The sequence below is a fragment of the Paenibacillus sp. FSL K6-1566 genome, assembly GCF_038050475.1.
Lineage (GTDB): Bacteria > Bacillota > Bacilli > Paenibacillales > Paenibacillaceae > Paenibacillus_AQ > Paenibacillus_AQ lactis.
Genome location: NZ_JBBOSR010000001.1, coordinates 2,611,545 through 2,630,551, shown reverse-complemented (window position 1 = coordinate 2,630,551; position 19,007 = coordinate 2,611,545). Strand labels below are relative to the sequence as shown.

Below are 19,007 nucleotides of genomic sequence, written 5' to 3'. Positions count from 1 at the left end.
ACGCGCCTTCGGTTCTCCCTTTTTTTTTGTGATAGCTTAAGCGTATAAGGACTCCAGCTCATCCACCAGCGATCCGACATAGGCTACGGCTCTAGAGATCGGCTCGGATGTCGTCATGTCGACTCCGGCGAGTGACATCAGCTCCAGCGGCGTCATGCTGCCGCCAGCCTTAAGCACTTGCAGCCAGCGATCGACCGCAGGCTGCCCTTCCTCGCGAATGAGCTGTGCCGCGGCCGTCGAAGCCGTCAGACCTGCCGCATAGGTATACGGGTACAAGCCCATATAGTAATGCGGCTGCCTCATCCAGGTCAGCTTAGCGCCTTCGTCCAGCTCCAGTGCATCTCCCCAGAAGTCGGACAGCACGGCGCCTTTCAAAGACGAGAGCGTATCTGCTGTGATCGGCTGATCCGCCGTCGCATGCGCATATACTCTTCTCTGCAATTCAGCTTCCAGCAGATGCGTAACATAATTGTGATAGTAGGTGCTGAGCAGCTGAAGAATGATCCAGCGGCGCATCCGCTTATCCTGGGATTTGCTCATCAGATGGTCTGCCAACAGAAGCTCGTTCATCGTTGACGGGGCTTCGATAAAATACATGGAAGGCCGAGCATTGGTCATGCGCTGGTTGCGGGCCGCCAGCATCAGATGGCCGGCATGGCCGATCTCATGCGCCAGCGTAAAGGCGCCTCGCATGTTGTCCGCCCACGTCACCAGAATATAGGAATGCACGCCGTAAACCGAGGAACAGAAGGCCCCCGTCGACTTACCGATGTTGTCGGCATAATCCACCCAGCGGTTCGCAAATGCGGTCTCGACGATATCCGTATATTCAGAACCCAGAATCGCCAGGGAATCGGTAATTGCAGCACATGCTTCCTCATAGGTTATGCTTGGATTGAAGTCCGGATCCATCGGCGCCTTCAAGTCGCAGAACAGCATGCGGTCCAGACCGAGCACCCGCTTCTTCAGGGCCATGAGCCTGCGCATATGGGGAGCAAGCTCGGAAAGAATCGTATCGTGGATATGATTGTACATCTCCTTGGTCACCTGCTGCGGCTGCAGGAGCATGTCCGTCACGGACTCGTAGCCGCGCAAGCGGGACAGCACGACCTGTTTCTTCACCTCGGTCGCGTAAGCTTCGGCAAATGTGTGCCGGGAGCCTAGGAGCGACTTGGTGAACGAAGCATACGCTTCACGGCGGAGCTCGGTATCCTCCGACATCTCATACGCGTTCTCGTATAAACGGAACGAAACCGGCATCGTTTCTTCCCGTACCGAAATATCGTCGAACGTCATATCCGACAGCTTGCCCCGCAAATAAATACGGTACGGGGCTCCAAGCACTTCGCTAAGCGATGCAAGAACGCGCTCCGATTCGGGACTGAGCCGGTGCGGCTTCGTTTCCAGGAGCAGCCCCAGGCTGCGAGCATACGACTTAAGCCCTTCCTCCTGATGGATATATGTATCGATGACGCCTTCCTCTAGCTCCAGCAGCTCCGATTCAAGGAATGTCAGCGAGGATTTGATCCGCGATACCAAATCGCCCGTCTTGGCAGCTCTCGCAAGATTCGCCGGATTGGTCCCATCCTCCGATTGCCGGAGATGGGCATAGGCCGATATCTTCCCGATTCGCTCCATAAGCGCTTCATGCTCGTTCAAGCATTCAAGAAGCACATGCGCCCCCTCGCCCAGTCTCCCTTTAAACCGCGTCAATCGGGCTGCCTGCGCTTCCACGTCCTGCAAGCCTGATTCGAATTCCTCCTCCGACGCGAATAAATCGTCCAGATTCCAGGTTGCTTCGACTTTAACCTCATTTCTAGCCAGCATTTTCCCCATGGCTACAGCTCCTCTCACATGTTGTGCGATCGAATGGATCCCGTCTGTTCATCTTTCGTTTAAGAAACCATTTTCATCATATCACAGTTTCGACCAACACAGCCATTTCCCTCCTGCCCCTTGACAATTAATCTGGAATATGTTTATAGTAGGACCATACCTTATCTAAAGGAGAGATTTTGATGTCGGTGGTTGTTCTTAACTAAGCCAATTTCATATGGATGGAATGCATGATCGTCAAGGTTGGTAAATAATGGACATAACCTGTAGAGGTTAATGTTTATTTCTTGATGCGTATCTACATTTCCTCCGGTGAATTAGTTAAGAACTGCGGATATCAATTGAAGCCCCTTTAGGCTTTATTCAGATATGCTATGCTCATCCGCGCTGCAGTTTTGGCGCGGATTTTTTAGGTTCGTCATCCCTTGCCTAGGCCAAGGGTTATTTAGGCGCAGCTTAAGAGCATACCGAATCGGAATAGCCTCACGCCCGGGCGGAGAGTGAACCCCATGTTCACTTTCCGCCCTATTTGCGTTTCCCATGAGACGATCACCAAGCCTATTGCCTAGCCATTATGAACAAAAAAGGAGAATCGAAGAACATGAATCCTGCCGCATTAAACAAATTAGAGTATTACCGGATCCTGGGCGAGCTTGAACGCTTCGCCATGTCGTATCTGGGTATCCAGCATATCCGGAACATGACTCCGCTCACGCAATTGAAAGCCATTCGCCACAGGCTGGATGAAACCGAGGAAGCCCGTGCGCTGCTGAATGCGGGTGCCAGCGTACCCATACCATCGCTTGAAGGGATCGAGCTGATTCTCGACCTGATCGGTACCGGGTATGTGCTAACCGAACGGGATTTCGGGCATCTGATCCAGTTCCTTCGCAGCTGCCGTCAGCTGATCAAATATATGGAGAACAAGAGCGCCATCGCACCGACCGTCAGCTCTTACGCCTCCTCCATGCATGAGCTGAAGCCGCTGCTGTCCGAGCTTGAGCGCAGCATCCATGCCGGCCGGGTAGTTGACGGCGCCAGCAAAGATTTGGCCAAAATCCGCAAGAAAATCCTTGTTGCCGAAGAACGGATCAAGCGCAAGCTCGACAGTCTTGTCAGCCGTTATAAAGGGATCATGCAGGAGCATGTCATCAGTAAGCGCGGCGACCGGTATGTCCTGCCGATCAAGAAGGAGTTCAGGAAAATGTTGAATGGCAGCGTGCTGGATGAATCCGCGAGCGGCCAAACGGTGTTTATCGAGCCCTCCGAGCTCCAAACGCTGCAGATGGAGCTGAATCTGCTGCATGCCGATGAAGCCCGTGAGGAGACCAAAGTGCTGAGCGAGCTGACCTCGATGACCGAGCAGTATGAGCACGAGCTGAGAATGAATGCGGATACCGTCGGTATATATGATTTCATTATCGCCAGAGGCAAATATGCATTGTCCATCGGTGGCAGGAACATCGGCATCAATCAGGAAGGCTTGATCCGGCTCCGGAGCGCCACGCATCCACTGATCGGCGCTTCCATGGTGCCGCTGGATTTTGCGATCGGCGATCGGTATAAGACGTTAATTATTACAGGCCCCAATACCGGCGGAAAAACATCGGCGCTTAAAACCGTCGGACTCATTACGCTGATGGTGCAATCAGGGCTGCTCGTTCCCGTTGGAGAAGGCAGCCAGTGCGCCGTCTTCGACGAGGTTGCGGTCGATATCGGAGACGGGCAAAGCCTCGAGCATGCGCTCAGCACCTTCTCTGCGCATATTCGCAATATCCGGGAGATCCTCCAAACCGCCGGCCGCTCCACGTTGATCTTACTGGATGAAATGGCCTCAGGGACCGATCCCGGAGAAGGAGTCGGCTTGTCGATCGCCATATTGGAGGAACTTCATAAGCGTCAATCAACTGTAGTCGTAACCACCCATTTTACCGAGATTAAAAACTTTGCCGAACGCACCCCGGGATTTGAAAATGCGCGCATGGAATTCGATACCGAGACGCTGGAACCGCTGTACCGGCTGCGCATTGGCGAGGCAGGTCACAGCTATGCCTTTGTTATCGCGGCAAAACTCGGGATTCCGGAATCGATTATCGTGAGATCACGTGAAATTACGGAGGCCAAAGCGGTAACGGCCCGCATCGCGGAAGCCGGGGAGACGAGCGCTGAAGCCGCTGAGATCGACTCTGCAGCTGCCTTGCCACAAGCAGGCTCGGCATCCACAGAGGCTCCGGAGATTGCAGAGGCAGATGAAGCTTCGACTACGGCCCCAGCGTCCTCGGGTTCAGGCACTAGAGCGACAGCAGCGGAGAACGTAGAGGCCGACTCTCCTCCCCTTTTCCGCCTCGGCGACCGGGTCTATGTGCCTTATTTGAAGCGAAGCGGCACCGTGTATGAGACGATGGATGCCAAGGGGAATGTCGGCGTAATGATCCAGCAGGCTAAGCATCGGATCAACCACAAGCGGCTGAAGCCGTTCATCGCCGCTGAAGAATTGTATCCGGATGACTATGATCTCGACATCGTATTTGAGAGCAAAGAGAACCGCAAGAAACGAAATTTAATGAAACGGAAACATGTTGATGGACTTACAATCGAAACAAAGCCGGATGAAATATAAATATGCCGGCGGAGTTACCGTCAACCAAGTATAGAGCATTGAACCGATTCCAACGCTGATAGGGAGAGATTTTGATATGATGATTCGTACGGAGAACAAAGGCGATATCGAAAGCGTCCACCAGCTTCTGCTGCGCTCCTTTGGCGGCCAGCAGGAGATAATATTAATGGAACGGCTGCGCAAGGATCCCGAAATAGACCCCGAGCTATCCATCGTTGCTGAAGATGACGGCATCGTGATCGGCCATATTATGTTCAGTCCTGCCACCTTGGATGACGGGGGGACGATGCATAAGGTGGCCGCCCTCGGACCGCTTGCGGTTCTTCCCGAATACCAGCGGCGGGGCGTCGGCCGACAGCTTATCGCAGAAGGCAAGAAACGATGCGGCGCACACGGTTATCCGCTCGTCTTCTTGTTCGGCCACAAGGACTATTACCCGCGGTTTGGCTTTGTTCAGGCCAGAGCCCACGGCTTCGAGATCAACCAATTTACGGTGCCCGACGAGGTCTTTATGGTAGCAGAGCTTCAACGAGGCGCTCTTGAATCGATGCAGGGGGAATTTCGTTTCCACTCTGCATTCGAAGGACTCGGCTAAAAAAAGCACGGAAGCCGCGCACCGGACAGGATCGCGCCGTCTATTCCAGCAGGCCGTAAAAGCAAGCACTATCCCTTCACGCTCACCGGCTGTACTAGGTGGCATTCGGCTTCCGGTTTGTTGTACAATAAAATCTAAATGACTATTTGAAGGATGGATTTCAACATGTATGTAGCTCAGGATTGGCAAGACTACGAGGTTCTTGATACCGGCGGCGGCGAGAAGCTGGAGCGTTGGGGCGATGTTATTCTTCGGCGCCCGGATCCGCAGATCATCTGGCCTATCGAACGGGAGGACGGATTATGGCGGAACGTGCACGGCCACTACCACCGCAGCTCGTCCGGAGGCGGCCAGTGGGAGATGAAGAAGCAGCTGCCGGAACGCTGGACGATCTCCTATGATCAATTAAAATTTCACATCCGGCCGACGAACTTCAAGCATACGGGCCTGTTCCCGGAGCAAGCGGCGAACTGGCGTTGGATGATGGACAAAATCCAAGCGGCCAAGCGGCCGATTCGGGTGCTTAATCTATTCGCATACACCGGCGGTGCAACCGTAGCGGCAGCCTATGCCGGCGCCCAGGTCGTGCATGTCGATGCGGCGAAGGGCATGGTCCAGTGGGCAAAAGAAAATGCCGCTCTATCCGGCCTTGCCGATAAGCCGATTCGGTACATCACCGATGATGTATTTAAATTCGTGCAGCGGGAACAGCGCCGCGGCAACAAATATGATGCGATCATTATGGACCCGCCGTCCTACGGCCGCGGACCGGGAGGCGAAACATGGAAGCTCGAGCAGAGCCTGTACCCGTTCCTCGAAAGCTGCATGAGCATCGTCTCCGATCAGCCGCTGTTTATGCTGATCAATTCCTATACGACCGGCATTTCACCGACCGTTCTGCACAATATGCTCTCCATGACGATGAAGCCCAAGTATGGCGGTACGATCAGCGCCGGTGAAATCGGTCTTCCGATCACACGCTCCGGACTGAACCTCCCATGCGGCATTCTCGGCAGATGGGAGTCCTGATGCGATGAGTAACCGGGATTCTAACCGCGTGCACCCGAGCGTACCGATTCTCTTCGAGGATAATCATGTGCTCGGTGTAGCCAAGCCGGTCAATGTGCCGTCCCAAGAGGATGCTACGGGCGATCCCGATATGCTGACCATCCTGAAGCAGGACATCAAAGAACGGTACAACAAACCGGGCAATGTGTATCTGGGATTGGTGCACCGCTTGGACCGTCCGGTCGGAGGAGCCATGGTGTTTGCCAAAACCTCCAAGGCAGCCTCCCGTTTATCGGAAGCCGTCCGCTCAAGGAACTTTCATAAGCAGTATGCGGCCATCGTTCACGGTATTCCGTCAAAGCCTTCCGGAAGGCTTCACGATTACCTGTTGAAGGATACGAAGACAAACACGGTCCGGGTCGTTCCCAAAGGCACGGATGGAGCGAAGGAAGCGCTATTGGATTACACCGTCCTTGAATCCAAGAATGGCCTAAGTCTTGTGCTGATCGAGCTGCACACGGGCCGGCCGCATCAAATCCGCGTGCAATTCAGCCATGCGGAAAACCCCCTCTATGGGGATCAAAAATACGGCAGCAAGGTGAATCAAGCCGGGCAGCAAATTGCGCTCTGGTCTGTACGGGTCGGATTCCCCCACCCTACCACCAAAGACGAAGTTAACATTTTATCGACGCCCCCTGCCGTTCATCCATGGTCCCAGTTCTCCATGGATGCGTTGATGCGAACGCTCCAAAGCCAATGATCGTAAGAAGGAACTCTATCAAGCTCATTTCCTTTCGTTTGAATCGTTGGACAAGAAATATTTGATGATAACCAACAGCATGACCAACGGCTTTCCATGCTGGACATAAAAGACGAGATCCGCTGCTCACTTCGAAGCGGATCTCGTCTTTTTATATGGCCACCCGATCAAACTCAAATATTTTATCCCTCAAAAATACAATATTATCCTTTACACGACCCGAGGAATAACGAAGAATAGTAATCAGAATAGTTTAACATTATTTAGTTAATTTGTACAATCATGGTATAAACTCATTCCCTTTGAGTTTATATAGAATTCAATTTTTAAGGAGGTGAGAGATCCGAAGTCAGCCTGTCATTTGCATCGTTGGTCGTTATCAAAGCGCTGCACTTGACCTAAGAATGGCTGAAGCTTGCAACCAGACTATTCATAAAGAAGTACACATGTTAAAGGAGGGATTTTCATGATTCAAAACGTTCACGTTCAAGCTCCACGCCGCCTGTCGTTGAAACCGCTGTGGATTTTTCTCGGAAGTTTGCTGCTGTTCTTCCTCGTGATGGTCATCACGGCGAATACTGCATCCGCACATGGCTATATCGAATCGCCTGCCAGTCGTGCCTACAAATGCAAGCTCGGCGAGAATAAAAATTGCGGCCGGATTATTTATGAACCGCAGTCCCTGGAAGGGAAAGGAAATTTCCCGACGGGCGGACCGGCTGACGGGCAAATCACGGGCGCAGGCATATTTACCGAGCTCTATGAGCAAACCCCGACCCGCTGGAGCAAAGTGAACATGAACGGCGGTCCGAACACTTTTAAATGGGTGTTGACTGCCCCGCATGCGACATCCGATTGGAAGTATTATATTACGAAGAAGGGCTGGGATTCCAACAAGCCGCTGGCAAGAGCCGATCTCGAGCTGTTCTGCTCCTTCAATGACGGAGGCAAAAGACCGCCGAACACGGTAACGCATACATGCAACGTTCCGAACGACCGCAGCGGCTACTATCTGATTCTCGCCGTATGGGAAATCGCCGATACGGGCAACGCCTTCTATAACGTCATCGACGTGAATTTGAACAATGGCGGTGGCAATCAGGATACACAGCCTCCGAGCGTCCCGACCGGCCTTCGGTCGACCGGAGCGACCAGCAGCTCTATCTCGCTCGCTTGGAACGCCTCAACGGACAATGTCGGTGTAACCGGCTATGAAGTCTACCAAGGCTCCTCCCGGGTCGCCACGGTATCCGGGACTACCCTGAGCCATACGGTTACGGGGTTACAAGCAGGAACCTCCTATACGTTTACCGTGAAGGCGCACGACGGGGCAGGCAACGTCTCGGCCGCAAGCGCTCCGCTGACCGCCTCGACAAGCGATCCGCTCCCCGACACGCAGGCTCCTTCCGCACCAGCCAATCTGAGAGCCGCCGGCTTTACATCGACCAGCGTATCGCTGGCATGGAATGCGGCAACCGATAATGTCGGCGTAACCGGGTACGAAGTATACCGCGGAGACGCTTTGGTTACGACCGTTTCCGGCACCGCCCTCAGCTACACGGTCACCGGCCTGACGCCGAGTACAGCCTATACGTTTACCGTGAAAGCACGCGATGCTGCCGGCAATGTATCGGCCGCCAGCAATTCGCTGGAGGTAACGACGCTGGACGGGTCGGCACCGGAAATCCCTGCATGGGCTCCAAATACCTCCTATCAGCAGGGGGCGCTTGTAACCTATGACGGGAAAACGTATGAATGCCGCCAAGCCCATACGTCTCTTCCGGGCTGGGAGCCAGCCAATGTCCCTGCTTTATGGCTCTTGAAATAATGGATGCTAAATGGCCTGCTAGAGTAAAATCTGGCAGCGCATAGAGCAAAAAAGAAGCAGCCCCCCATTCGCGAACCGTTTTTGGCTCGACACGGGTGGGGCTGCTTTCATTTCAGCCGGCGTGAGGATCATCCGGATGATAGCATCATCCGAATGATAGGCTAGCCGCTATACCTCCACTAAAGCTTCCTGCGGAGACGTGCTGATCTTACCGAGCAAATATACCAGCAGCTGCTGATTATGCGATGAAATGCGATTCAACACCTGTGACAGATACTCATCCCGCACCCGCATGCCCCGGCTGTATTCCTCGTTTCCTTTATAGGAAATCGTAACCCACACAATGCGCCGATCATGCTCATCACGCTCCCGCTTGATCAAGCCATTCTTCTCCATGCGATCAAGAAGCATCGTGACCGCAGCCGGACTGGTGGCCATATACGGGATAAAATCCGAGGGCTTCATCCGCTCCTGTTCCTGAAGCACCTCCAGCACGGTCAATTGCGCTTCGGTCAACGTAGGCGCCAGTCCGGCCTCCATATGAAGCTTATAATCCTTGGCCAGCTTGGACCATACCTTCGCGAATTCAGCAGTATGCATGTTCATCCATCCCTTCTGCTATGTCTGATCGAACCTGATTCGAAATCATTCGATATCTGCATCTCATCTCCATGGACCGCCGGTTGTTAGGTGCGGGCTGCCAACTCTCCTAAGTCGTTTATTGGATTAATTGTTCGCGGATCGCCTACCAATATCCTTCTTTTTTCGTTAAAAAATATAATTTCCAACGATGCGACAAAACCCACCAGCCTTGGTATGACGGCATTTTTCAATAATCACATTCCTTCGACATGGCAAGACATATGTCAAAAAGTATAAATTAAAAGCCACAGCGAGTAACTTTTCCGCTATCTAGTTATCCCCTGTCTATACTTCCTAGGAGCGCTCGGTGCTTCAAATCAAAATATTAAAAACATCCCTTCACGAATCGCACTTGCGCATAGAGACGCACATGTGACCCGCAAGGGATGCTTTGTCTACATCAAAAGCTTAGCGAAACTAAACTTCTTTGTCCTGTCCGTTGTTAGGCAAATGGACCAGACTCACAATCTGTCCTTTTTTGCCGACATCGGCCAGAAGCTTGCCTGTCGATTTCCGTTCAGCTATCGGAACCTTCTCGGAATGAATCGGATAGGCTTGCCCGTCATCAGCGTAGGCCGTAATGTCGATCGGTTCTCTGCAATAGAATGCTCCGGCGATGGTGCTGCCGTTCGGCTTCACCCGCTTGCCTTCCTTGAACTCGAATGTGGCGATTCCTTTGCCGCCTCGGCTTTGGACCGGATAATCAATCAGCAGGCTGCGTTTGCCGTAACCGAGATCGGTAATCGTCAAGATTTCGCCTTCATCCTCTTCCACCCACAGGGCGGACACCACCTCGTCCCCTTCACGGAGCTGGATCCCCCGGACGCCCCCGGACACGCGTCCCATCGGGTTCACCTCTTGCTCCTTGAAGCGAATGCTCATGCCGTCTTTGGAGATGAGCACAATATCCTTCGTTCCGTCGCTCATCACGACCTGGATGACGCTGTCATCCGCTGCGACTTTCGCTGCGGCGACGGCTCCTGATCGTTTGGTGACATAATCCTTCAGCTCGGTTCGCTTCACCTGCCCTTTACGGGTAACGAAGACGAGCGATTTTCCAGGCTCTTCAAAATTCGTTACCGGAATGGCGGATACGATCGAATCCTCTTTCGGAAGCTGGATGACATTGACGATCGCCGTTCCGGCATCCTTCCACTTATATTCCGGTATCTGGTGAACCGGCAGCAGGAAATATTGCCCGCGGCTTGTGAACAGCAGCAGGTTGTCCAGCGTGTTCACTTCGAATAAACGGGTGATGTGGTCCCCTTCCTTGATACCTGAGCTCTCCAGCTCGCCACCGCTTCGCGTAAAGGAGAGCATGCTGGTCCGCTTAATGTACCCGTCATGGGACATCGTAACAAGCACGTCCTCCGCATTGACGAGCACCTCAAGATTCACCTTGATCTCTTCCACTTCTTCCTGGATGAGGGAGCGGCGGTCCACACCGTATTTCTCGCGAATTTCGAGCAGCTCCTTGCGGATTACCCCGATCAGCTTTTTGTCGCTGGCGAGAATGCCGCGCAGGTTGTCGATTTTCTTCATGAGCTCGTCCAGCTCTTTTTGCAGCGAATGGATCTCAAGATTCGTTAGGCGATATAATTGCAAAGTCAGAATAGAATCCGCCTGGCGCTCCGTAAAGCCGAACATCCACTGCAGGTTATTCTGTGCATCCTGGCGGTTCTTGGATGCTTTGATCGCCGCGATGACCTCATCCAAAATGTTCAGCGCCTTGACCAGGCCCTCCAATACGTGCGCCCGGTCCTCCGCCTTCTCCAGCTCATACTGCGTTCGGTGCGTGACGACCTCGCGCTGGTGCTCAATGTATGCCTCCAGCATCGCTTTAAGGCCCAGCTGTTGAGGGGTTTTGTTTACGATAGCCACCATATTGAAATTGTACGTAATCTGCAGATCGGTTTTCTTGAACAAATAAGCAAGAATGCCGTTCGCATCGGCGTCCTTCTTCAGCTCAACCACGATGCGGAGCCCTTCGCGTCCGCTCTCGTCTCTCACTTCGGCAATGCCCTCGACCTTCTTCTCCAGCCGGATGTTTTCCATCGCGGTTACCAGTCTCGACTTGACCACCTGATACGGAATCTCCGTAATGACGATCTGCTGCTTGCCGCCGCGAAGCGATTCAATCTCCGTCTTGGAGCGAAGGTAAACGCGGCCTTTGCCGGTGCGGTAGGCATCCAGGATGCCTTCGCCGCCCATGATGATGCCGCTTGTCGGAAAGTCCGGTCCCTTGATAAAGGTCATAATTTCCGACAGCTCGATCTCGGGCTTTTGCATGACCGCAATGCAGGCATCGATCACTTCCCGCAAGTTGTGAGGCGGAATCTCCGTCGCAAAGCCCGCCGAGATTCCGCTTGCCCCGTTGACAAGCAGATTCGGATACCGGGACGGCAGAACGACCGGTTCCTTCGCCGTATTGTCGAAATTGTCCTTGAACAGCACGGTCCGCTTCTCGATATCGCGCAGAAGCTCCATCGCGATCGGCGAGAGCCGCGCCTCGGTATAACGCATCGCTGCAGCCGGGTCATCGTCCTGGGAGCCCCAGTTGCCATGTCCGTCGACCAGCACATGCCCCATCTTCCAAGGCTGGGCCATCCGGACCATCCCCTCGTAAATGGACGAATCACCGTGCGGGTGATAATTACCCATGACGTCACCGACGGTCTTGGCGGATTTGCGGTAGGGCTTGTCCGGCGTGTTGCCGGAGTCGTACATCGCATACAATATGCGGCGCTGAACCGGCTTCAGCCCGTCGCGAACATCGGGGATCGCCCGGTCCTGAATAATATATTTCGAATACCGGCCGAAACGGTCCCCTACAACCTCTTCCAGGTAAGCCGGCAAAAATTGTTCAGATAAACTCATGCTTCCACCTTCTATTCCTCAAACTCCGCAAAATTAACGTTCTCTACGATCCAACGTTTGCGGGGATCGACCTTATCTCCCATCAGGGTTGATACGCGTCTTTCCGCCTTGGCCGCATCCTCGATCTGCACCTGAAGCAGCGTCCGCGTCTCGGGATTCATCGTCGTTTCCCACAGCTGCTCCGGATTCATCTCGCCAAGTCCCTTATAACGCTGCAGCTCGTAATTTTTGAATTCCTTCAAGTAGTTCGCAAGCTGCTCTTCGGTCCACGCATAACGGACCGTTTCCAGTTTGCCGGATTTGCTGGCGATTTTATACAGCGGAGGCTGTGCGATGTAGACACGGCCTTCGTCGATCAGCGGCTTCATGTACCGGTAGAAGAACGTCAGCAGCAGCACTTGAATATGGGCGCCGTCCGTATCCGCGTCCGTCATGATAATGATCTTGGAATAATTGCTGTCCGCCGAGGAAAATTCATTGCCGATTCCTGAGCCGATCGCCGAAACGATGGCCCGGTACTCTTCATTCTTCAAAATGTCGGCCAGCTTTGATTTTTCCGGATTCATCGGCTTTCCTTTAAGCGGCAGGATGGCCTGGATCTTCGAATCGCGCCCCTGCTTCGCCGAACCGCCGGCCGAATCGCCTTCGACGATGAACAGCTCGGTTCTTGAAAAATCCTTCGACTGCGCCGGCGTCAGCTTGCCGCCAAGATTCGAGCTTTCGCTCCGCTTCTTGCCGCTTCGCATTTCATCCCGGGCTTTCCGCGCCGCTTCGCGCGCCTTCGAAGCCTGGATGGCCTTCCTGAGCAGCGTCTGGGCAACCTGGGGATTTTCCTCGAGGAAGATTTGCATTTTCTCGGTGACGATACTGTCAACCGCACTGCGCGCCGAAGCGCTCCCGAGCTGGTCCTTCGTCTGCCCGACGAATTCCACCTCGGCCATCTTCACGCTGATGACGGCCATCATGCCTTCCCGCAGATCGTTGCCTTCAAGATTCTTGTCCTTTTCCTTCAACAGATTATTCTTGCGGGCATAATCGTTCATTACGCGGGTATATGCGGTCTTGAAGCCGGTCTCATGCGTGCCGCCGCCGCGCGTTGGAATCGAGTTGACGAACGATGCCAGCGTCTCCGTATAACCTGCGTTATATTGAAGGGCAATTTCCACCTCAATTTCGTCCTTCTCGGCAAAGAAATGGATGACGTCATGCAGCACATCCTTGCCCTCGTTCAGGAACTGAACGAATTGGCTGGCCCCGCCTTCGTAGAAAAACTCGTCGTTGTTTCCGCTGCGCTCATCCTTCAAGACGATGCGAAGCCCCGAGTTCAGGAACGCAATCTCCTGCAGCCGCTCCGCAAGCGTGTCGTAATTCAACTGGATGCCGGACGAGAAAACGCGCGCATCCGGCTTGAACGTAACTTTCGTTCCGGTCTTCGACGTATTGCCCAGCACCTCAAGTCCGGTAACCGGCTCCCCGACATGCTCTTTCCCTTTCTTGTCCTGCCAATATTCGAAACGCTGGCGGTGGATCTTGCCCTCGCGGTAAATCTCCACTTCCAGCCACTCGGATAATGCGTTCGTTACCGAAGCGCCGACACCGTGCAAGCCGCCGGATTTCTTGTATCCGGAGCCGCCGAACTTGCCGCCCGCATGCAGGATCGTAAATACGACCTGCGGCGTTGGAATGCCGGTCTTATGCATGCCGGTCGGAATGCCCCGTCCGTTATCATACACGGTAACGGACCCGTCTTTATGCAATGTAAGTTCAATTCTCGAGCAGTACTTGGCCAAATGCTCGTCGACAGCGTTATCTACAATTTCCCACACTAGATGATGCAAGCCCGACGAGCTTGTGCTCCCTATGTACATGCCTGGCCGTTTGCGTACCGCAACAAGGCCTTCGAGCACTTGAATGTCGTCAGCATCGTATCCTGAACGGCTTTCACCGCCATTCGGTGATGACTCTGCAAACAAATCGATCTGTTCGACCATTCATGCTCCTCCTTCAAATTTTCGCGTATCATGTTCAGTTCTATTCATTGTGCCATCCGTTTACACCAAGCTTTAAATGCTTCGGTCAAGGATCATGCAAAATTCGAATCCAGCCGCTCCAGTGTACAATATACAGACGAACCAAACCAATTCGTGTATATATTGCGGATTGAAAGCCGTGCTTTGGGTATTTGCAATATCCTCCCGTAAAAATGCAAACAAATGTTTCGTGCTTTGTCCATTTTAATTCAAGATATCCCTTCTCGTAAAGACGCTGAATGAAACGATCACCGCACAGACTGCCCAGACCGCCAGTACGGCAAGGGAGAAATTCAGCGACATCCCTTCGATCGGGGGCAAATTGCCGGCCAAATAATCCGTTAAATTCAGGTTTACCATAAACAAATATTTTGCGCTGCTCCATGCAGAGGCCATATTGGTCAGGATATTGCCGGCGATCAGGGCGGCCATCATGATGACGATGCTCGCCGCCGTGCTCCGGACAAGGACCGAAACCATAAACGCCAGCATGGCCACGCAAATGCCGACAAACCAAACCAAGCCGCCTTGCATCAGCAGATACGTCCACTGCGGCACCGCATGCACCCCGGTCATATCCACTTCCGAGCCGACAATCCGAAAACCGGTAAATACAGGGATGTCAAAGCCTTTATATCCGAAAGCCAGTCCCGAAATGAGATAGGCGATGATAAACGTTGATAAGACGATCAACGACACGAACATCAGCAGGGCGACCAGCTTGCTGAGAAGCACTTTCCACCGTTTGACCGGCCGCGTAAGCAGCATTTTGATCGTTCCTGACGTGCGCTCTCCGGATACGATATCCGATGCGATCGCCATAATCAATAGCGGAATGAATAATGATATCGCATTATTCAGGAACTCCCGGGTAAAGGTAACCCCGTTTGGATGATTAGGATTCACATCATGCTCCAAATAATACTGCATTTGCTGAATAAAAATTTGCCGGTATCTCTTCCATTCATCCGGCACCCGATCGCTGCTGAGCGAGTTTTCATTGTCCGTGATCCGCTGCTGAAGCTCCAGGCGCCAGTCACTGTTGAACTTCTCCTGGCTCCGCTCCGCCGCCTTCATCTGCGCATAGGTAAACATCGGCACCAGAACGAGCAGGACGAGCAGGACGACGTAAAAACGCTTCCTTTTCATAATTTTCAAACATTCGTTCTGTATCAACGGGACAAGGTTACTCAAGGCTCTCCCCCTCCGTCATTTGGAGAAACAACTGCTCCAGTGTAGGATTCATGCGGTGGACTTCCCGAACCTCTACCCCTGAGGCAACCAGCCGCTCGACCGCGCGGAAGGTATGCTCGGGAGAAATGCGCGTTACGATCGCCTCAGCCGACATGCCTGCCAGCAGGTTATCATCGAGCACCGACTCAGGCTCTTCCACGATGTCGCAGTATTCCAGCCCTGACAGTATCCGCTTCCCTTGCGCAGCCGGTTTCAGCTCCCATACGACATAATCGTTGCTCCCGGAGATCAGTGCATCGACTTCGCCGACGGCGAGCACTCGTCCTCCGCTAATGATGGCAACCCGGTCGCACAGCAGCTGGATCTCGCTCAGCAGGTGGCTTGAAACGAATACCGCGAGGCCTTCCTCCGCCAGCTGTTGAATGAAATGGCGCATCTCCTTAATGCCTTTCGGATCCAGTCCGTTGGTCGGCTCGTCCAGGATAAGCAGCTTCGGTCTTCCCAACAGCGCCTGTGCGATTCCAAGCCGCTGCCTCATGCCGAGTGAATACGTGCTTACCTTATCATGTATTCTCCGTTCCAGCCGGACAATATCCACCACTTCGGCGATCCGCTGACGGTCGATTCCCTGCTGCATGCGCGCAAAATGCTCGAGATTCTCCCAGCCGGTCAGAAAAGAATACATCTCGGGATTCTCAACGATGGAACCGATGTGACGCAGCGCCTGCTCCTGCTGCCGGTTGACATCATAGCCGCACACCTTGATCGTTCCTGAGGTCGGCTTGATCAGATCGACGAGCATCCGAATCGTTGTCGTCTTCCCCGCTCCGTTCGGGCCAAGAAATCCGAAAATTTCCCCTTTGCGAACGTCGAAGGTCACATCATGTATAATCCATTTTCGTCCGATTTTCTTCGTCACATTCTTTACAGATAACACGATTTCCGAGAAATGGTCATTCAAGCGGCCCCAACTCCTTCTATGAATCGATGGGTTCCCTGTATCCCCGTTTTACTTCAAGCCCTGTACGATCCGGTCCGCAATGGCCTGATATCCCGCACCGTTCGGATGGAAATGGTCGGATGACAAATAGGCATCCAGCTTGTGCTGAAACAGATCAAACGTGGGGACCAGCGTCATATTCGGGTCCTGATTCACGATTTCCATTACGCTATGATTCCATGTCGATACGACGATATTCCCCGGGATCTGCAACTCCTTCAAATCAGCGAACGGGTGGTACAGCCCGACATAAATGATGCGGGCATCCGGATTAATGGCCCGAAGCTTCTGCAGAATCGACTGCAGGCGCTCGGAGGCCTCAGGCAGCGAAGCCATCAGCTTGACCGGGTCGATCTCGAGCGCATCCGGGTCGGTCTCTTCGCTCAAAAGGCCGCTGTTCTGAAACAAATCGTTGCCGCCGATCGACAGCATGATTACGTTTGCCCGCTGCAGGGCGTAACGGATGCCTTTGTCGTCAAGCTTGGGCAGAAGCGCCCCGGTTGTCATCCCGTTGATCGCCAAGTTAGCAAGCAGCTTGGCCGATCGCCCGTCCCCGTTCAGCTGATCGATGCTCCGCCGGACAAACCCGCTCCCGGTATTGTCCCCCGTTCCCTTGGCAAGAGAATCGCCGATCGCCGTGACGTTCAGGTGATCCGGCAGCGGCTGTGCAGTCGTCGTGTCTTCGTCCTTGCCCGCCTGCTCCTCCTGATCCGCCCCGGCTCCTTTCCCCGGCACGGCACCAGGCGCTGAGGGTGATTCGGATCCCGAATCGCTCCCTGCGGCAAGAGGCTCTCCTTGTGGATAGTTGATATCATTCCATGCATATATAAAGCCAATGACGAGCACAATGGTTGCCAATGCCGAGGCGCAAGCGGTAATCCTCCATATCCATGACGATGTTCTCATGACTCTCCCCCTGCAAAAATCCTCATGTACTCTACCATAAAACTTCTTTCAAAAATTTGCAAATCATAAAGCCAAAAAAAGACCGTCCCGAAACGCAAGAGCAGGCTCTCGCGATCAGGACAGTCCCCTGTAGATTATTCCGTATTATTGGCTGATAAATTCTTGCACCCAGTAACCGTTGTAGTATCCTACCCCGATCATCGTGAAGTTCGGAGACAAAATATTTTCACGGTGTCCCTGGCTGTTCATCCATGCATCCATAACTTCTTGCGGCGAACGCTGGCCTTTAGCAATATTCTCGCCGGCATAGCCGTAAGAGATTCCGTAAGCTTTCATCATATCAAACGGCGAGCCGTAGGTTGGGGAAGTATGGCTGAAGTAATTGTTATTATTCATATCCTTCGCTTTATCCAGCGCAACTGTCGTCAGCTTGGCATGTACGGTAAGTGGCTTCAAGCCTGCCTTCGCGCGTTCTTGGTTAACGAGCTCGACAACTTGGGAAGCAAAGCTCGATTGCTCGCTCGTGCCCGTCGATCCGGATGGTTCGGACGGCTTCGCCGGCGTGCTTGTTTCCGGCTTGCTCGTTTGCGGCTTCTCCGCTGGCTGCTGAGTTTGCGGCTTCTCGGCTTCCGGCTTGGACGCTTCCGGTTTAGGCACCGCTGGTTTCGAGGTTTCAGGCTTTTCTGCCTGAGGCATTTGAGTTACCCATTTGAACTGTCCTTCCCAGCCTTGGGACTCCAGAAACTGCTGAATCTTTTGCTGCCAGCTTGCAACATGGCTGTTCTCAGCCGGTGCAGCGGAAGCTGTTGTAGGAAGCATGATGCCTACGGCCATTACCGCGGCGATACTGCCGCCTGCGACTTTCTTCATCCATTGCTTATTCATGAAATTCATCATCTCCTGTAGTCTTGTTGTTGGGCCGCTTGATCCTCATAGATTCTAGAGGGTGAGTTCTTGGTGTCAGAGGATCAAGCGTTGGTAACATTTTTGTAACCATCTACGAACACATTGTAACATAATTGATACCCGCGACAAGTGCACAATTGTTGGAAATCCTTCAGATCAAACAAGAAAAAACCCATCCCGTGCCCGGGATGGGTTAACAAAAGGGATGCGGCTACAGCTTTTTGTTAAACTGATAGCCTGCCTTTTCAAATCCGATATGTTCATAAAATGCATGTGCCGGGGCTAATTCTTCCCGGTTGCCGCTCGTGAGAAACAAGAGGTCGCTGCCCTGCTGTCTTGCCCAAGTTTCTGCAGCTTGAATTAATCGTTTGCCAATGCCTTGGCGGCGGCAGCTTGAGGTTACAATAACCGAAGTAATTTGAGTGACCGGTTCGGTCATAACGAAGGATTTGACTTGACGAAGCATGATCATGCCGACGACGGTTCCGTCCAATTCAGCAACCATGTTGCAGTACAGCGGATTGCACGACATGTTCTCCATCCGTTCACGCATCACATTCAGCGTGGTCGGATAATTCAGTTCTCGCATCAAGGATGTGACAGCTTCCAAATCATTCTTCTCAAAGTTTCGAATCAGCAGTGCAGGCGCAGACAATACGCTTTCGATGCTCATTATACCCTCATGCTTCCCTTCTTCTATGAAATTCTTGAATCACTCTATTTCTATTTTGTAAGTTTATGAAGAAGATTGCAAGTGTCAGGCGACATTTTTTTTACATTTGTGTCGGTTTTGTTAAACCTTTGT

The 19,007-nt window shown here is 53.0% G+C and carries 14 protein-coding genes; 5 read left to right on the top strand and 9 right to left on the bottom strand.

The window, feature by feature from the left end; genetic code table 11:
- Positions 1-36: 36 nt before the first annotated feature.
- Entirely contained in the window at positions 37-1,836 is a 1,800-nt protein-coding gene (gene pepF, locus NST08_RS11455; protein ID WP_007129915.1) for an oligoendopeptidase F, read from the bottom strand.
- Positions 1,837-2,437: 601 nt separating this feature from the next.
- Between pepF and NST08_RS11450 the strand changes: the two genes are divergently transcribed.
- From NST08_RS11450 to NST08_RS11430, 5 genes are all read left to right on the top strand, one after another.
- The gene (locus tag NST08_RS11450) at positions 2,438-4,456 is read left to right on the top strand and encodes an endonuclease MutS2 (protein ID WP_341341766.1); all 2,019 of its coding nucleotides are present in this window, start codon (positions 2,438-2,440) and stop codon (positions 4,454-4,456) included.
- Between the two features lie 76 nt (positions 4,457-4,532).
- Entirely contained in the window at positions 4,533-5,051 is a 519-nt protein-coding gene (locus NST08_RS11445; RefSeq protein WP_341341765.1) for a GNAT family N-acetyltransferase, read from the top strand.
- 165 nt (positions 5,052-5,216) lie between these two features.
- Positions 5,217-6,080 carry a class I SAM-dependent methyltransferase gene (locus NST08_RS11440; protein ID WP_007129912.1) on the top strand — a complete coding sequence of 288 codons (864 nt, stop codon included), beginning with the start codon at positions 5,217-5,219 and terminating at the stop codon, positions 6,078-6,080.
- A gap of 4 nt (positions 6,081-6,084) precedes the next feature.
- Positions 6,085-6,819, top strand: a complete 735-nt coding sequence (locus NST08_RS11435) for an RluA family pseudouridine synthase (RefSeq protein ID WP_144869464.1) — start codon at positions 6,085-6,087, stop codon at positions 6,817-6,819.
- Positions 6,820-7,285: 466 nt separating this feature from the next.
- Entirely contained in the window at positions 7,286-8,647 is a 1,362-nt protein-coding gene (locus NST08_RS11430) for a lytic polysaccharide monooxygenase (RefSeq protein ID WP_341341764.1), read from the top strand.
- Positions 8,648-8,815: 168 nt separating this feature from the next.
- Here NST08_RS11430 and NST08_RS11425 read toward each other — a convergent pair whose 3' ends face one another.
- The 8 genes from NST08_RS11425 to NST08_RS11390 form a co-directional block, all read right to left on the bottom strand.
- The gene (locus NST08_RS11425) at positions 8,816-9,247 is read right to left on the bottom strand and encodes a MarR family winged helix-turn-helix transcriptional regulator (RefSeq protein ID WP_040738635.1); all 432 of its coding nucleotides are present in this window, start codon (positions 9,245-9,247) and stop codon (positions 8,816-8,818) included.
- 459 nt (positions 9,248-9,706) lie between these two features.
- Positions 9,707-12,166: a DNA gyrase subunit A gene (gyrA, locus tag NST08_RS11420; protein ID WP_144869462.1), complete on the bottom strand. Its 2,460-nt coding sequence runs from the start codon at positions 12,164-12,166 to the stop codon at positions 9,707-9,709.
- Positions 12,167-12,177: 11 nt separating this feature from the next.
- Positions 12,178-14,157, bottom strand: coding sequence for a DNA topoisomerase IV subunit B (gene parE / locus NST08_RS11415; protein WP_341341763.1), 1,980 nt, complete (start codon positions 14,155-14,157; stop codon positions 12,178-12,180).
- Positions 14,158-14,400: 243 nt separating this feature from the next.
- Complete coding sequence (locus NST08_RS11410; protein WP_213615159.1) at positions 14,401-15,390, bottom strand: ABC transporter permease; 990 nt, start codon at positions 15,388-15,390, stop codon at positions 14,401-14,403.
- The gene (locus NST08_RS11405) at positions 15,383-16,351 is read right to left on the bottom strand and encodes an ABC transporter ATP-binding protein (protein ID WP_341341762.1); all 969 of its coding nucleotides are present in this window, start codon (positions 16,349-16,351) and stop codon (positions 15,383-15,385) included. Before NST08_RS11405 ends, NST08_RS11410 begins: the two co-directional genes overlap by 8 nt.
- A 48-nt stretch (positions 16,352-16,399) precedes the next feature.
- Entirely contained in the window at positions 16,400-17,296 is an 897-nt protein-coding gene (locus NST08_RS11400) for a GDSL-type esterase/lipase family protein (RefSeq protein ID WP_341341761.1), read from the bottom strand.
- Positions 17,297-17,440: 144 nt separating this feature from the next.
- A complete protein-coding gene (locus NST08_RS11395) occupies positions 17,441-18,181 on the bottom strand; it encodes a CAP domain-containing protein (RefSeq protein ID WP_028403579.1) in 741 nt (246 codons plus the stop codon).
- 232 nt (positions 18,182-18,413) lie between these two features.
- Positions 18,414-18,875 (bottom strand): GNAT family N-acetyltransferase, encoded by a 462-nt coding sequence (locus tag NST08_RS11390; protein WP_007129902.1) that lies wholly within the window; start codon positions 18,873-18,875, stop codon positions 18,414-18,416.
- Positions 18,876-19,007: the final 132 nt, after the last annotated feature.

What these genes read in the sequence shown, in the direction of transcription:
- pepF (WP_007129915.1), bottom strand. Translation starts at nt 1,836, where the DNA reads ATGGGGAAAATGCTGGCTAGAAATGAGGTTAAAGTCGAAGCAACCTGG.
- NST08_RS11450 (WP_341341766.1), top strand. Translation starts at nt 2,438, where the DNA reads ATGAATCCTGCCGCATTAAACAAATTAGAGTATTACCGGATCCTGGGC.
- NST08_RS11445 (WP_341341765.1), top strand. Translation starts at nt 4,533, where the DNA reads ATGATGATTCGTACGGAGAACAAAGGCGATATCGAAAGCGTCCACCAG.
- NST08_RS11440 (WP_007129912.1), top strand. Translation starts at nt 5,217, where the DNA reads ATGTATGTAGCTCAGGATTGGCAAGACTACGAGGTTCTTGATACCGGC.
- NST08_RS11435 (WP_144869464.1), top strand. Translation starts at nt 6,085, where the DNA reads ATGAGTAACCGGGATTCTAACCGCGTGCACCCGAGCGTACCGATTCTC.
- NST08_RS11430 (WP_341341764.1), top strand. Translation starts at nt 7,286, where the DNA reads ATGATTCAAAACGTTCACGTTCAAGCTCCACGCCGCCTGTCGTTGAAA.
- NST08_RS11425 (WP_040738635.1), bottom strand. Translation starts at nt 9,247, where the DNA reads ATGCATACTGCTGAATTCGCGAAGGTATGGTCCAAGCTGGCCAAGGAT.
- gyrA (WP_144869462.1), bottom strand. Translation starts at nt 12,166, where the DNA reads ATGAGTTTATCTGAACAATTTTTGCCGGCTTACCTGGAAGAGGTTGTA.
- parE (WP_341341763.1), bottom strand. Translation starts at nt 14,157, where the DNA reads ATGGTCGAACAGATCGATTTGTTTGCAGAGTCATCACCGAATGGCGGT.
- NST08_RS11400 (WP_341341761.1), bottom strand. Translation starts at nt 17,296, where the DNA reads ATGAGAACATCGTCATGGATATGGAGGATTACCGCTTGCGCCTCGGCA.
- NST08_RS11395 (WP_028403579.1), bottom strand. Translation starts at nt 18,181, where the DNA reads ATGAATAAGCAATGGATGAAGAAAGTCGCAGGCGGCAGTATCGCCGCG.
- NST08_RS11390 (WP_007129902.1), bottom strand. Translation starts at nt 18,875, where the DNA reads ATGAGCATCGAAAGCGTATTGTCTGCGCCTGCACTGCTGATTCGAAAC.